This window comes from Streptomyces sp. NPDC058872, assembly GCF_042743065.1.
GTDB lineage: Bacteria > Actinomycetota > Actinomycetes > Streptomycetales > Streptomycetaceae > Streptomyces.
On record NZ_JBHYMK010000001.1, the window covers coordinates 125,212 to 138,686 of the forward strand.

The window sequence follows — 13,475 nt, forward strand, 5'->3', positions numbered from 1 at the left end:
GGGCCGGGGCCGGGCGGAAATCCCCTGGCTCCGGGGCGCTGCCGCACCCGATGATGACGCCATGACCTCTCTCGTGCGCCACGTGACCATCGACTGTGCCGACGCCTACTCCCTGGCGGGCTTCTGGGCCGCGGCCCTGGACACGAAGCTCAGCGACGACGACCGGCCCGGTGACCCGGAGGCCCTGGTCGAGTCGGTCGGCGTGAGCCTCCTCTTCATCCGGGTGCCCGAGGCGAAGTCGGTGAAGAACCGCGTCCACCTCGACCTCCAGCCGCAGGACCGTACCCGTGACGAGGAGGTCGAGCGGCTGGTCGCCCTCGGCGCCACCCTGCTCCACGACCGCCGGAACCAGGACGGCACCGGCTGGGTGACCCTTGCCGATCCGGAGGGCAACGAGTTCTGCGTGGAACGCAGCCGGGCGGAGCGCGCGGTCACCGGCTGACCGCGGTCACCGGCTGGCTGCGTCACCGGGACGCCCGGCCCGCCGCGGGGCCCCGTCGCCGGCCGGCTCCGGCCCTCGACCTCGTCCGGCGGCGGGCGGCTCCTGGGCCTTCGGAGCAATCCTGACGGTCGTTGTCGGGTATCCGGTGTTCCCTGGGAGCATGGAAGACACCGGAACCAGCTGGTCGGCCTTCGAGGCCGCCGAACCCGAGTTCGCCGCGACCGTGCGGAAGCGCTTCGAGCCGTACGCCCACCACGTCCTCGCCACCGTGCGGAAGGACGGTTCGCCCCGGCTGAGCGGGATCGAGGCGGACTTCCGCGGCGGTGACCTGTTGCTCGGCATGATGCCCAACTCCCGCAAGGCGCTCGACCTGCGCCGCGACCCCCGGTGCTCGTTGCTCGCCAACCCGGGACCCGGCACCGACATGGGCGGTGGCGACGTCCGTATCTCCGGGCGGGCGGTGGAGATCACCGACCCGGAGGCCCTGGCCCGGTACGCGGCCGAGACGGGGGCTCCGCAGCCCTTCCACCTCTTCCGGGTGGAGCCGGGTGAGGTCGTGCGGACCCGGGTGGACGGCGAGGAGATGGTGGTCCGCAGCTGGGTGCCGGGTCGGCCGGTGCGGACGGTCCGGCGCGGCAACGACGACGCCCCGCCCCGTCCGGGCGCCTGAGCCGGGCGCGCACCGGCTTCCCGGTCCCGGTCAGGCCCGGTCCCGGGCCGGGGCGGTCCCGGGCCGGGCGCACGAGGCGAGCACCTGCGCCCGGCACTGGGCGGGGTCGCCCCAGGCGTCGCGCAGGGGGCGGGCCTTGCGCAACCAGAGGGCCAGGTCCAGTTCCTCGGTGTAGCCGACGGCGCCGTGCACCTGGAGGGCGGTGCGGGCCGCGGCGTACCCGGCCTCGCCGGCCGCCGCCTTGGCCGCCGCGAGGTCGCCGTCGATGCCGTCGCAGTTCCCGGCCGCGAGGCCGACGGCCGCGCCGTAGAGCAGCGGTCGCGCGAACTCCAGGCCGAGCAGGGTGTCGGCGAGCCGGTGCTTGACCGCCTGGAACGCGCCGATGGGGGCGCCGAACTGGGTGCGCTGCTTGGCGTACGCGACCGTCCGGTCGAGGAGCGCGCACCCGACCCCGAGGGACTGCGCGGCCGTCGCCAGCACCGCCCAGTACCGGGCCCGTCCGGCCGCGGCGACGACGGAGGGTCCGGAGGCGAGCAGTTCCCCGCCGGGTGCGGGCCGGGCGAGCCGTCGCGCGGGGTCGGCCGACACGCGCACCGGCCCGTGCCCGTCCGCCAACCAGAGCCCCTCGCCCCGTACGGCGAACAGGAGGTCCGCCCGGTCGGCATCGAGGGCGTACGGGTCGGCGGGCCGGCCCCGCACCGGCCCCGGCCCCAACCCCGCTCCCGGCCCCGGCCCCGGCCCCGGCCCCGACGTCAGCGTCAGCGTCGCCGTCGACGCGCCCGAGGCGAGGGCGGGGAGGAAGCGCTCGGCCGGGGCGGAGTCCTCCCGCCGGGCCAGCTCGGCCAGCAGCGCCGCCGCGGCGACCGTCTCCACCACCGGTCCCGGGACCGCGTGCCGGCCCAGCTCCACGAAGGCGTGGGCGAGTTCGACGGGGAGCGGCCCCACCCCCTCGTGGGCCTCCGGGACGGCGAGCGCGAAGACGCCCGCCTCCGCGAGCCGTCCCCACAGGGCCCGTCCCGGGCCGGAGTCGCCCCCGGCCCAGGCGCGTGCGGTCGCCGGAGTGCCCGAGGCGGAGAGCAGGGCGTCCAGCGAGCGGGCGAAGGCGCGCTGCTCGGCGGTGGGCAGGAAGGCCATCAGCGGCGTCCCTTCGGAAGGCCGAGCAGTCGCTCGGCGATGATGTCGCGCTGGATCTCGTTGGTGCCGGCGTAGAGGGGACCCGCGAGCGCGAAGACGTATCCCTCGGCCCAGGCGGTGTCCGCCAACTCCGCTTCGGGGCCCAGCAGGTCGAGGGCGGTCTCGTGCAGGGCGAGGTCGTACTCGGACCAGAAGACCTTGTTGAGGCTCGACTCGGCGCCCGAGGGGGCTCCGCTCGCGAGCCGGGCCGCCGCCCCCGCCGTGAACAGCCGGTACGCCCGTGCCCCGATGACGGCGTCCGCCACCCGGTTCCGCAGGGCCGTGTCCTCCGGGTCGCCCTCCTCGCGCCAGAGCCGGACGAGCCGGTCGGCGGCGGCCAGGAACCGGCCGGGGGAGCGGAGCATCAGGCCCCGCTCGTTCCCGGTGGTGGACATCGCGATCCGCCAGCCCTCGCCCGGCTTTCCGATCACGTCCGCGTCGGGCACGAACACCTCGTCGAGGAAGAGTTCCGCGAAGGCGGGCTTCCCGTCGAGCCGGCCGATCGGCCGGACGGTCACTCCGGGCGCACGCAGGTCGAACATGAGGTACGTGAGCCCCCGGTGGGGCCGGTCCGCGGCGGGGTCGCTGCGGAAGACGCCGAAGGCGCGGTCGGCGAAGGCCGCCCGCGAGGACCAGGTCTTCTGTCCGGACAGCAGCCAGCCGCCGTCGGTCCGGACCGCCCGGGAGGTCAGGGAGGCGAGGTCCGAGCCCGCCTCGGGCTCGGACCAGGCCTGTGCCCAGATCGTCTCGCCGGTCGCCATCGACGGCAGCACCCGGGCCCGCTGCTCCTCCGTGCCGTGGTCGAAGAGCGTGGGGGCGAGGAGTTGGACGCCGTTCTGCGAGACCCGGCCGGGGCCGCCGGCCGCCCAGTACTCCTCCTCGAAGACCAGCCACCGCGCGAGGTCGAGGCCCCGCCCCCCGTACTGCTCCGGCCAGGAGACCACCGACCAGCGCCCGGAGGCGAGTTCGGCCTCCCAGGCCCGGTGGGCGGCGAAGCCCTCGCCGGTCTCCAGGGAGGGCAGCGGCGCGGAGGGGACGTGGTGGTGCAGCCACTCCCGTGCCTCCTCCCGGAAGGCCTCCTCGGCCCGCGTGTGCAAGAGGTCCATCGGCCACCCCGTCCCCACCGTTCCCTAACAAGTGTTTGGTAGGTTAACGTACGGCCATGAGCAGCGTCGAGGAGTTCCGGGCAGAGGTGCGGAGCTGGCTGAAGACACACCTCAGCGGCTCCTTCGCCGCCCTCAAGGGGCGCGGCGGTCCCGGCCGAGAGCACGAGGCGTTCGACGAACGCCTCGCCTGGGAAAGGCACTTGGCCGCACACGGCTGGACCTGCATCGGCTGGCCCGCAGAGCACGGCGGACGCGGCGCGAGCACCGAGGAACAGATCGCCTTCCACGAGGAGTACGCCCTCGCCGACGCCCCCGCCCGCGTCAACCACATCGGCGAACAGCTCCTCGGCCCCACCCTCATCGACCACGGCACCGAAGAGCAGAAGGCCCGCTTCCTGCCCCCGATCCGGGCCGTCGACGAGCTCTGGTGCCAGGGCTACAGCGAACCCGGCGCCGGCTCCGACCTCGCCGCCGTCCGCACCCGCGCCACCTTGGAGGACGGTCGCTGGACCGTGCACGGGCAGAAGACCTGGACCTCGCTCGCCCACGCCGCCCAGTGGTGCTTCGTCCTCGCCCGGACCCGGCCCGGCTCCCGCCGCCACGCCGGACTCTCCTACCTCCTGGTCCCCCTGGACCAGCCCGGCGTCGAGATCCGGCCCATCGTCCAGCTCACCGGCACCAGCGAGTTCAACGAGGTCTTCTTCGACGGCGCGACGACCCCCGCGGCGAACGTCGTCGGCGCCCCCGGAGACGGCTGGCGGATCGCCATGGCCACCCTCGGCTACGAACGCGGCGTCTCCACCCTCGGCCAGCAGGTCGGCTTCCGCCGCGAACTCGAAGCCCTCGTCGCCCTCGCCCGCCGCAACGGCGCCGCCGCCGACCCCGACGTCCGCGACCGCCTCACCCGCGCCTGGGCCGGACTCGCCGCCCTGCGCGCCGGCGCCCTGCACGGCACCGACCCCTCCGCCGCCAAGCTGCACTGGTCCCACTGGCACCGCGACCTCGGTGAACTCGCCCTGGAGATCGGCGGCCCCGCCGCCACCCTCGCCACCGCAGCCCCCTACGAACTCGACGAACGACAGCGCCTGTTCCTCTTCTCCCGCGCCGACACCGTCTACGCCGGATCCAGCGAGATCCAGCGCAACATCATCGCCGAGCGGGTGCTCGGCCTCCCCAAGGAGCCGCGCCCATGACCCGTACCCCACCCCCCTACGTACCGGGCCACGGCCTCCTCGACGGACGCACCGCCGTCATCACCGCCGCCGCCGGAGCCGGCATCGGCGGCGCCACCGCCCGTCGCTTCCTGGAAGAGGGGGCCCGGGTCCTCCTCAGCGACGCCCACGTGCGCCGCCTCAAGGAGACCGAAACCGCCCTCGCCGCGGAATTCGGGACCGCCGCCGTGGCCGCACGGCCCTGCGACGTCACCGACGACGACCAGGTCCAGGCCCTCTACGACACCGCCGTCCGCCTCCACGGCCGCCTCGACGTCGTCGTCAACAACGCCGGCCTCGGCGGCACCGCCGAGCTCGCCGACATGACCGACGAACAGTGGGGGCGGGTCCTCGACGTCACCCTCGGCGGAACCTTCCGCTGCACCCGCGCCGCGCTCCGCCGCTTCCGCGCCGCGGACACCGGCGGCGTGGTCGTCAACAACGCCTCCGTCGTCGGCTGGCGCGCCCAAGCCGGCCAGGCCCACTACGCCGCCGCCAAGGCCGGCGTGATGGCCCTCACCCGCTGCGCCGCCGTCGAAGCAGCCGCCTACGGCGTCCGCGTCAACGCGGTCTCGCCCTCCCTCGCCATGCACCCCCACCTCGCCAAGGTCACCTCCGCCGAGCTCCTCGACGAGCTCACCGCCCGCGAGGCCTTCGGCCGGTACGCCGAACCCTGGGAGGTCGCCAACGTCATCGTCTTCCTCGCCGGCGACTACTCCTCCTACATGACGGGCGAGACCGTGGCCGTCAGCAGCCAGCACCCGTAGGACCAGAATGGACGCGTGCCGAACACTGCAAACAAGAAGAAGACCCCGGTGAACGGCGGGCCCGAGCGGCGCCGTGAACTCCTCGACACGGCGGCCGAGGTGTTCGCAGCCCAGGGCTACAACGCCACCACCGTCCGCAAGATCGCGGACGCCGCGGGAATGCTCGCCGGCAGCCTCTACTACCACTTCGACTCCAAGGAGTCGATGCTCGACGAGATCCTCTCCACCTTCCTGGCCGAGCTGTGGGAGGGGTACGACGCGGTCCTCGCCGCCGGACTGGACCCGCGCGAGACCATCGAGGCCCTCGTCACCGAGTCCTTCCGGGAGATCGACCGGCACCGCGCCGCCGTCGCCATCTACCAGAAGGAGTCCCGCCACCTCGTCGACCAACCCCGCTTCCGCTACCTCACCGACTCACAGCTCAAGTTCGAGAAGGCCTGGCTCGGCACCCTGGAGCGCGGCGTCGCGGCCGGGGCCTTCCGCGCCGACCTCGACGTCCGCCTCACCTACCGGTTCGTCCGCGACACCGTCTGGGTCGCCGCGTCCTGGTACCGCCCGGGCGGCCTGCACAGCCCCGAGGAGATCGCCCGCCAGTACCTGTCCATGGTTCTGGACGGAATCGCCGTACGTCCCTAGACACCCGGAGGAGCAGCCATGCCCGAGGCCTACATCGTCGAAGCGGTCCGCACCCCCGTGGGCCGCCGGGGGGGCGGCCTCGCGGCCGTCCACCCCGCGGACCTCGGCGCCCACGTCCTCACCGCCCTCGTGGCCCGCTCCGGGATCGACCCGGCCGCCGTGGACGACGTCGTGTTCGGCTGCCTCGACACCGTCGGACCGCAGGCCGGCGACATCGCCCGCACGGCCTGGCTGGCGGCCGGCCTGCCCGAGGAAGTGCCCGGCGTCACCGTCGACCGCCAGTGCGGCTCCTCCCAGCAGGCCGTGCACTTCGCCGCCCAGGCCGTGATGTCCGGCACCCAGGACCTCGTCGTCGCCGGTGGAGTGCAGAACATGTCGATGGTCCCCATCGCCTTCGCCTCCCGACAGGCCGCCGCCCCCCTCGGCCTCACCGACGGCCCCTTCCACGGCAGTGCCGGGTGGCGCACCCGGTACGGCGACGCACCCGTCAACCAGTTCCACGGCGCCGAACTGATCGCCGAGAAGTGGCGGATCACCCGCGAGGAACAGGAGGGGTTCGCCCTCCGCTCGCACCGGCGGGCCCTGCACGCGATCGACACCGGCCGCTTCGAGAAGGAGACCGCCGCCCACGGGCAGGTCACCCTCGACGAGGGGCCGCGCCGCGACACCAGCGCCGAGAAGATGGCCGCGCTCCGCCCCGTCGTCGAGGGCGGCACCATCACCGCCGCCTGCTCCTCCCAGGTCTCCGACGGCGCCGCGGCCCTGCTCCTGGCCAGCGAGCGCGCCGTACGGGAACACGGGCTCACGCCCCGCGCCCGCGTCCACCACCTCTCCGCGCGCGGCGAAGACCCCATCCGGATGCTCTCCGCGCCGATACCGGCGACCGCCCACGCCCTCAAGAAGACCGGCCTGACCATCGACGCCATCGACCTCGTCGAGATCAACGAGGCCTTCGCACCGGTCGTCCTCGCCTGGCTCAAGGAGACCGGCGCCGACCCCGCCCGGGTCAACCCCAACGGCGGCGCGATCGCCCTCGGACACCCCCTCGGCGCCACCGGCGCGAAGCTGCTGACCACCCTCCTCCACGAATTGGAACGCACCGGTGGGCGCTACGGCCTCCAGACCATGTGCGAGGGCGGGGGACAGGCGAACGTGACGATCATCGAGCGGCTCTGAGCACGGTCCGGACGAGCGGGAGGACGGGGGCCGGGGCGGGAAGGTCCCGGGGCGCACTATTGTTCCGTAAGAGACAGCCGGGGCCCGTATCGCGTGTTCCGGGTAGAACAGCCGGGGCCCGCACTGCGCAGGTGCGGGCCCCGGCTGTGGCGCGCACCGGCCAGGAAGGCACGTATGACCCGCTCCGAACGTCCCCGCAAGCGCGGCCCCCGCACCGCCCAGGCGAAGTCCACGTCCCAGCCCAAGGGCACCCGCGGCGGCCGTCGTCCTGCCGCGCCTCCGCCGCCGCAGGAGTTCACTCCGCCGGAGACGGTGACGCCCGCGCTGCCGCCCGTGGCCTCCTTCGAGGACCTGGACATGCCGGCCGCACTGCTGCGGACGCTCACCGAGCAGGGCGTCACCGAGCCCTTCCCGATCCAGGCCGCGACCCTGCCGAACTCGATCGCCGGGCGCGACGTCCTCGGCCGCGGGCGCACCGGCTCCGGCAAGACGCTCGCCTTCGGCCTCGCCGTCCTCGCCCGCACCGCCGGCCGCCGTGCCGAGCCGACCGCGCCCCTCGCGCTGGTCCTGGTGCCGACCCGCGAGCTCGCCCAGCAGGTGACCGACGCCCTCGCCCCGTACGCCGCCGCACTCCGACTGCGGATCACCACGGTCGTCGGCGGCATGTCGATCACCCGGCAGGCCTCGTCCCTGCGGCGCGGAGCCGAGGTCCTCATCGCCACCCCCGGTCGGCTCGACGACCTCATCGGGCGGGGCGACTGCCGTCTCGACCGGGTTGCCGTCACCGTCCTCGACGAGGCCGACCAGATGGCCGACATGGGCTTCCTGCCGCAGGTCACCAAGCTCCTGAAGCAGGTCGAGCCGGACGGACAGCGGCTGTTGTTCTCGGCCACCCTCGACCGGAACATCGACCGACTGGTCAAGATGTTCCTCGACGACCCGGTCGTGCACTCCGTCGACCCCTCCGCCGGGGCGGTGACCACGATGGAGCACCACCTGCTGTACGTGGCCGACGAGACCGACAAGAAGGCCGTCACGCTGCGGATCGCGGCCCGGGACGGCCGCACGATCCTCTTCATGGACACCAAGCGGTCCGTGGACCGGATGGTCAAGCGGCTCCTCGCCAACGGCGTGCGGGCCTCCGGCCTGCACGGCGGACGTTCCCAGCCGCAGCGCAACCGGACCCTGGACCAGTTCAAGGCCGGCCAGGTCACCACGCTCGTCGCGACCAACGTCGCGGCCCGCGGCATCCACGTCGACGACCTGGACATGGTGGTCAACGTCGATCCGCCCCTCGACCACAAGGACTATCTGCACCGCGGCGGACGCACCGCCCGCGCCGGTGAGTCCGGCAGCGTCTTCACCCTGGTCCTGCCCGACCAGAAGCGGGACATGGGCCGGTTGATGTCCAACGCCGGGATCAGCCCGCGCACCGCACAGATCAAGTCCAGCGACGAGCGGCTCGCCGAGCTCACCGGCGCGCGGGAGCCCTCGGGCGTGCCCGTCGTCATCGAGACCCCGCAGCCGACCCCGCCGCGCAAGGCTGCGGGAGCCGGTGACGGCGGCACGGGCAGCGGCCGTCGTCGTCGCCGTCCCGCCGCCGGTGGGGGCGCCGGAGCGGGTGCGGCCACGGGCTCGGGCCGCGGCTCCGGCACGTCGACGGGGCGCCCCACCGGTTCGGGCACGGCCACGGGCCGCGGCTCCGGTGCGTCGGGGCGGGGTTCCGGCGCGGGCCGCGCGGCCGGTTCGGGAACGGCCGCCGGCCGGGCCTCCGGCGGTTCGGGGCGCGGCTCCGGTGCCGGCCGGGGCGGCCGTCAGGCGCCGGGCACCAGCCGTTCACGGAGCGCCACCAGCTCGCGCAGCTCCAGGCCGAGGCCGACCGACAAGTAGCGGAAGAGGCTCCCGTAGGAGAGGCGGACCTGGGCGAGGGCGCTGTCCAGGTACTCGGTCCGCACCTCCTGGAGCGGCACGATCAGTTCCGGGTTCTCCATCAGTCCGCCCTGCTTCAGGGCCTCCCGCAGCCGTGCGTCGTACGCGGCACGGAAGGCATTGGAGGCCAGGTAGTCCGCGCGGGCGGCGGACCCGGGCACCCCGAGCAGGGTGAGCAGGAGCCAGCTCGCCCAGCCGGTGCGGTCCTTGCCCGAGGTGCAGTGCAGGAGCAGCGGCCCGCCGCGCCGGTCGGCCAGGTCCCGCAGGGTGGCGGCGAAGGCGGCCCGATTGTCCGCGTCGGTGACGAAGGTGCGGTACACGTCCCGCATGAAGGCGGCGGCCCGTCCGCCGCCGAGCATCTCCTCCTGCCGCACCGGGTCGCGCGAGCCGATCGCGGCGAGCAGCCGGCCGAACAGCCCCCGGTCGGTGACCGGCCGGGAGACCGGGACCGGGCCGGCGGGCAGGCGGTCGGCGCCGTCGTGTCCGACCTCCAGCGGGATCCGCAGGTCGACCACGCTGCCGAGGCCGAGTCCGGCGAGGACGGCGAGGTCGGCATCGGTGAGTTCGGCGAGGTGGTCGCCCCGGTAGGCGAGGCCGTGCCGGACCCGGTGTCCGTCGTGGGTGACGTACCCCCCGAGGTCGCGGACGTTGACCGCGCCGTGGAGCGGCACCTGCCGGACCGGGGTCACGGGGCGGGGGCGGGCGAGGGCGGGGGGTGCTGCGCAGAGGAGCAGTGCGGCACCGCTGGTGCCGAGCACTGCGCGTCGGGACGGTGACATGGCCGGACTCCCTTGACGGACTGACGGACTGACGGACTGACGGACTGACGGGCGCCCGGCAGGTGGCCGTACGACTGACGGACCCGGGTGGGACGGCCGTGGGCGGACGGGCCCGCGGAACGGCGGGGCACGGGCCCGGGACGGTTGACGGGGCGGGCTAGGGAGGGCTTAGGGCGACGGTTCCCCGGGGCGGGGCAGCGAGCGGAGCACCCGCCCGGCCTCGGCCATGATCCGGTCGACGAGTTCCGCACAACTGGGGAGGTCCTCGATCACCCCGGCGACCTGACCGGAGGCCATGACGCCGAGGTCGGTGCGCCCCTCGACCATGGCGGCCCGCAGCAGCATCGGGGTGTTCGCGGCGAGCAGGACCTGGCTCCAGGACAGGTCCTTGCCGTGGCGCATCGCCAGGCCGTCGCGGACCATCGCCGACCAGGAGAGGCCGGAGAGCTTCCGGAAGCCGGCGGCCCGTCGTACCGCCTGCGCCAGGGACCTGACCCGACCGGCCCGTTCGAGGGTCGCGACGAGGTCGGTCCGGAGCATCCGGTGGGGCAGGCCGTCGACGGCCGTCGTCACGGTGACGTCCTTGACGGTGGCGGCCAGATAGCGGGCCTTCACCGCGTCGGGGACGGTGGAGTCGGAGGTCAGCAGGAAGCGGGTGCCCATGGCGATGCCGGCCGCTCCGCAGGCGAGGGCGGCGACCAGCCCTCGTCCGTCGTGGAAGCCGCCGGCGGCGATCACCGGGACGTCCACGGCGTCCACCACTTGCGGGAGCAGCACGGTGGTCGCGACCTCGCCGGTGTGACCGCCCCCCTCGCCGCCCTGCACGAGCACCGCGTCCGCGCCCCAGGCCGCGACCTTCTCGGCGTGCCGCCGGGCCCCCACGGAGGGGATGACGACCACCCCGGCGTCCTTGAGCTCGGCGATCAGGTCCCGGGAGGGTGCGAGGGCGAAGGAGGCGACCCGCACGCCCTCCTCGATGACGATCCGGACCCGCTCCCGGGCGTCGCCCGCGTCGGCGCGCAGGTTCACCCCGAAGGGCTCGTCGGTCCGCGACCTGACGTCCTTCACGGCGGCGCGCAGTTCGTCGACGGTCATGGTGGCGGAGGCGAGGATGCCGAGCGCGCCCGCGTTCGCGGTGGCGGAGACGAGGCGGGGCCCGGCGACCCAGCCCATTCCGGTCTGCACGATCGGGTGCCGGACCCCGGTGAGCGCGGTGAGGGCCGTCGTCACGGTGGTCATCGGGGGCGGACCTCACGGTCGCGCAGCCCGCGGGGATCCAACTCCTCGCGGATCAGAAGGAGTTCCTCGGCGGTCGGTTCCCGGGTGGACGGCACCTCCCCGGCGGTCGGGAGCGCGAAGCCGGTCGCGGCCCGCACCTCGTCCACGGTGACGCCCGGGTGGGTGGAGACGAGACGCATGTGGTGGCCCGGTGCGTCGAAGTCGAAGACGCCGAGGTCGCTGACGACCCGGACGAGCCGGTGGTACGGGGCGCCGTCCGCACGGTCGTACCCCACCCCGCAGACCATGTCGACCCGTTCGACGAAGACCCGGGGCGAGTGCCGGGGGACCCAGTAGCTCACCGGGTTGTTCAGGGTGTTGACCGGGGCGCCGCGCACCCCGAGGAGCTGGCGGGCGGGACGCTCCCAGTCGCCGATGCAGGAGATGTTCTGGTTGCCGTACCGGTCGAGCTGGCTCGCGCCCATCATCACGTGCCGCCGGCCGCCGGTGACCAGGGCGAGGTGGCGGCGGTAGGGCAGCCAGCCCTCGGGCCGTCCGTCCGGGCCGATCAGCATGGCCTCGCCGTCGGTGAGGAGGAGGTCGGGGGAGAAGGTGCGCCGGGCGAGTCGAGCACCGAGGGACGGGACCAGGCCCATGGGGCTCGCGAGCACCTCGCCGTCGCCCCGCCACGCCTCGGCGCAGGCGATCACGCAGTACTCGGCGCGGGTGGCGGTCATCGCGGCTGCTCCTCGCGCTCGTCCTGCCAGGCGCGGACGGCGGCCTGGTAGTCGTCCTCGCTCTTGCCGTCCAGGAACCGCGCGGCGAACTCGGGCCAGGGGGTGGTCGCGTAGAGCTTCTGGAAGGCCTCGTCGCGGTCGTGGTCGGGGACGCAGGAGGTGAAGTGCGCCCCGTTCGGGGTCTCGACGACGCCGGTCACGCTGTGCCGGCTGATCAGCAGGCTCTGCGGGACGACGTCCGCGCCGAAGCCGCGCGTGTCGTCGACGAGCTTCTCGCAGGAGACGTACGCGGTGTCGGCGGCTTCGCAGAACAGGTCGTCGAAGTACGGGTCGGGCCCGAGGTACTGGCCGTTGCCCAGCCGGTCGGCGCGGTTGACGTGGACGAGCGCCGCGTCCATCCGCAGGGCCGGCACGGCGACGAACTCCTCCCCGTCCCCGTACGGCGAACGCACCGTTCGGAGCCCGGGGTTGACCCGCATCACGTCGGAGCCGAGCCCGGCGCGGACCGGTAGGAACGGCAGCCGGTGGGCGGCGGCGTGCAGCCCCCACATGAACATGGCCTCGTCGAGCTCGGTCAGTGCGAGCGCGCCGTTCTCGCGGGCGGCCCGGAAGTGCGGTTCGAGGGGGATGGAGTCCAGCGTGACGAAGGGGGCGACGAGCCGTCCGATCCGGCCGGCGGCGGCGAGCAGCCCCACGTCGGGGCCCCCGTACGAGACCACCGTGAGGTCGGTGACGTCCGACCGCAGCAGGGCTCTGACCAGGGCCATCGGCTTGCGCCGGGAGCCCCAGCCGCCGATGCCGAGGGTCATGCCCGAGTGGAGCCGGCCCACCACGTCCTCGGGGGTCATGGTCTTGTCGGTCACCGGGATTCCTCCTTTCCGAAGGCGTCGCGGACCCGATCGGCGACTCCGCTGAGACCGGCCTCGAAGGTGAAGCCCTGCTCGAAGCGGTAGCTGCGCCGGACGTCCACGGGGTCGATGCCGTTGATCGCGGCCTTGGCGAGGCGGAGCAGCGTTCCGTCCTTGGCGGCGATCTCCGTCGCGAGCTCCCGCGCTGCCGTGAGCAGTGCTGCGCGCGGGACGACCTTCCACACCGAGCCGTGGGCGTGCAGCTCGGCCGCGGTCACGGTCCGGGAGGTGTAGTACAGGGTCCGCATCAGGTGTTGGGGGACGAGCCGGGCGAGGTGGGTGGCGGCGCCGAGCGCGCCCCGGTCCAGTTCGGGCAGGCCGAAGACGGCGTCCTCGGCCGCGACGATCGCGTCGGCGTTGCCGACGAGCCCGATGCCGCCGCCCAGGCAGTGGCCGGCGACGGCCGCGACGACCGGCACCGCGCACTCGTAGACCGCGGCGAAGGCCTCCGCGCAGCCGCCGTTGGCGCCGATCAGGGAGGTGTGTCCGGGGTCGCGCTGCAGTTCCTTGATGTCGACGCCCGCGTTGAAGCCGCGGCCCTCGGCGGTGAGCAGGACGCAGCGGACCCCGGGGTCCCGGCCCGCCGTGCGGACCGCATCGGCGAGGGCGTACCACCCCCGGACGGGAAGGGCGTTGACGGGCGGGAAGTCGACGGTGACCACGGCCACGCCGGAAACGGTGCACGAGGTGGAGACACCCATGGGTCGATCAGCTACCTTTCCA

14 protein-coding genes are annotated in these 13,475 nt (G+C 74.2%); 7 read left to right on the forward strand and 7 right to left on the reverse strand.

Going from position 1 to position 13,475, the window contains the following annotated elements; translation table 11 throughout:
- Nucleotides 1-61: 61 nt before the first annotated feature.
- Together ACFW22_RS00585 and ACFW22_RS00590 are read left to right on the forward strand one after the other, a co-directional pair.
- Nucleotides 62-442, forward strand: coding sequence for a VOC family protein (locus ACFW22_RS00585; RefSeq protein ID WP_386396720.1), 381 nt, complete (start codon nucleotides 62-64; stop codon nucleotides 440-442).
- A gap of 160 nt (nucleotides 443-602) precedes the next feature.
- Nucleotides 603-1,112: a pyridoxamine 5'-phosphate oxidase family protein gene (locus ACFW22_RS00590; RefSeq protein WP_386396722.1), complete on the forward strand. Its 510-nt coding sequence runs from the start codon at nucleotides 603-605 to the stop codon at nucleotides 1,110-1,112.
- Between the two features lie 30 nt (nucleotides 1,113-1,142).
- Here ACFW22_RS00590 and ACFW22_RS00595 read toward each other — a convergent pair whose 3' ends face one another.
- Nucleotides 1,143-2,246, reverse strand: a complete 1,104-nt coding sequence (locus ACFW22_RS00595; protein ID WP_386396725.1) for an acyl-CoA dehydrogenase family protein — start codon at nucleotides 2,244-2,246, stop codon at nucleotides 1,143-1,145.
- Nucleotides 2,246-3,391, reverse strand: a complete 1,146-nt coding sequence (locus ACFW22_RS00600; protein WP_386396728.1) for an acyl-CoA dehydrogenase family protein — start codon at nucleotides 3,389-3,391, stop codon at nucleotides 2,246-2,248. The genes ACFW22_RS00595 and ACFW22_RS00600 overlap by 1 nt, the downstream gene beginning before the upstream one ends.
- Nucleotides 3,392-3,447: 56 nt before the next feature.
- Between ACFW22_RS00600 and ACFW22_RS00605 the strand changes: the two genes are divergently transcribed.
- The 5 genes from ACFW22_RS00605 (at nucleotide 3,448) to ACFW22_RS00625 (ending at nucleotide 9,071) form a co-directional block, all read left to right on the forward strand.
- The gene (locus tag ACFW22_RS00605) at nucleotides 3,448-4,584 is read left to right on the forward strand and encodes an acyl-CoA dehydrogenase family protein (RefSeq protein ID WP_386396731.1); all 1,137 of its coding nucleotides are present in this window, start codon (nucleotides 3,448-3,450) and stop codon (nucleotides 4,582-4,584) included.
- On the forward strand, nucleotides 4,581-5,369 hold the full coding sequence (locus ACFW22_RS00610) for an SDR family oxidoreductase (RefSeq protein ID WP_386396734.1): 789 nt from the start codon (nucleotides 4,581-4,583) through the stop codon (nucleotides 5,367-5,369). Before ACFW22_RS00605 ends, ACFW22_RS00610 begins: the two co-directional genes overlap by 4 nt.
- Nucleotides 5,370-5,384: 15 nt before the next feature.
- Nucleotides 5,385-6,005, forward strand: coding sequence for a TetR/AcrR family transcriptional regulator (locus ACFW22_RS00615; protein ID WP_386396737.1), 621 nt, complete (start codon nucleotides 5,385-5,387; stop codon nucleotides 6,003-6,005).
- 18 nt (nucleotides 6,006-6,023) lie between these two features.
- Nucleotides 6,024-7,181 (forward strand): acetyl-CoA C-acetyltransferase, encoded by a 1,158-nt coding sequence (locus ACFW22_RS00620; protein ID WP_386396739.1) that lies wholly within the window; start codon nucleotides 6,024-6,026, stop codon nucleotides 7,179-7,181.
- A gap of 174 nt (nucleotides 7,182-7,355) precedes the next feature.
- Entirely contained in the window at nucleotides 7,356-9,071 is a 1,716-nt protein-coding gene (locus ACFW22_RS00625) for a DEAD/DEAH box helicase (RefSeq protein WP_386396742.1), read from the forward strand.
- On the opposite strand, the gene ACFW22_RS00630 is transcribed toward ACFW22_RS00625, so the two are convergent.
- The 5 genes from ACFW22_RS00630 to ACFW22_RS00650 all read right to left on the reverse strand — a co-directional run bounded on the left by ACFW22_RS00630 (nucleotide 8,996) and on the right by ACFW22_RS00650 (nucleotide 13,453).
- Nucleotides 8,996-9,889, reverse strand: coding sequence for a tyrosine-protein phosphatase (locus ACFW22_RS00630; RefSeq protein ID WP_386396745.1), 894 nt, complete (start codon nucleotides 9,887-9,889; stop codon nucleotides 8,996-8,998). The genes ACFW22_RS00625 and ACFW22_RS00630 overlap by 76 nt on opposite strands.
- Before the next feature lie 168 nt (nucleotides 9,890-10,057).
- Nucleotides 10,058-11,119, reverse strand: coding sequence for an NAD(P)H-dependent flavin oxidoreductase (locus ACFW22_RS00635; RefSeq protein ID WP_386397081.1), 1,062 nt, complete (start codon nucleotides 11,117-11,119; stop codon nucleotides 10,058-10,060).
- A 5-nt stretch (nucleotides 11,120-11,124) separates the two neighbouring features.
- Nucleotides 11,125-11,844: a CoA-transferase subunit beta gene (locus ACFW22_RS00640; RefSeq protein WP_386396748.1), complete on the reverse strand. Its 720-nt coding sequence runs from the start codon at nucleotides 11,842-11,844 to the stop codon at nucleotides 11,125-11,127.
- Nucleotides 11,841-12,707, reverse strand: coding sequence for a CoA transferase subunit A (locus tag ACFW22_RS00645; protein ID WP_386396751.1), 867 nt, complete (start codon nucleotides 12,705-12,707; stop codon nucleotides 11,841-11,843). The genes ACFW22_RS00640 and ACFW22_RS00645 overlap by 4 nt, the downstream gene beginning before the upstream one ends.
- Nucleotides 12,704-13,453: an enoyl-CoA hydratase family protein gene (locus ACFW22_RS00650; protein WP_386396754.1), complete on the reverse strand. Its 750-nt coding sequence runs from the start codon at nucleotides 13,451-13,453 to the stop codon at nucleotides 12,704-12,706. The genes ACFW22_RS00645 and ACFW22_RS00650 overlap by 4 nt, the downstream gene beginning before the upstream one ends.
- Nucleotides 13,454-13,475: the final 22 nt, after the last annotated feature.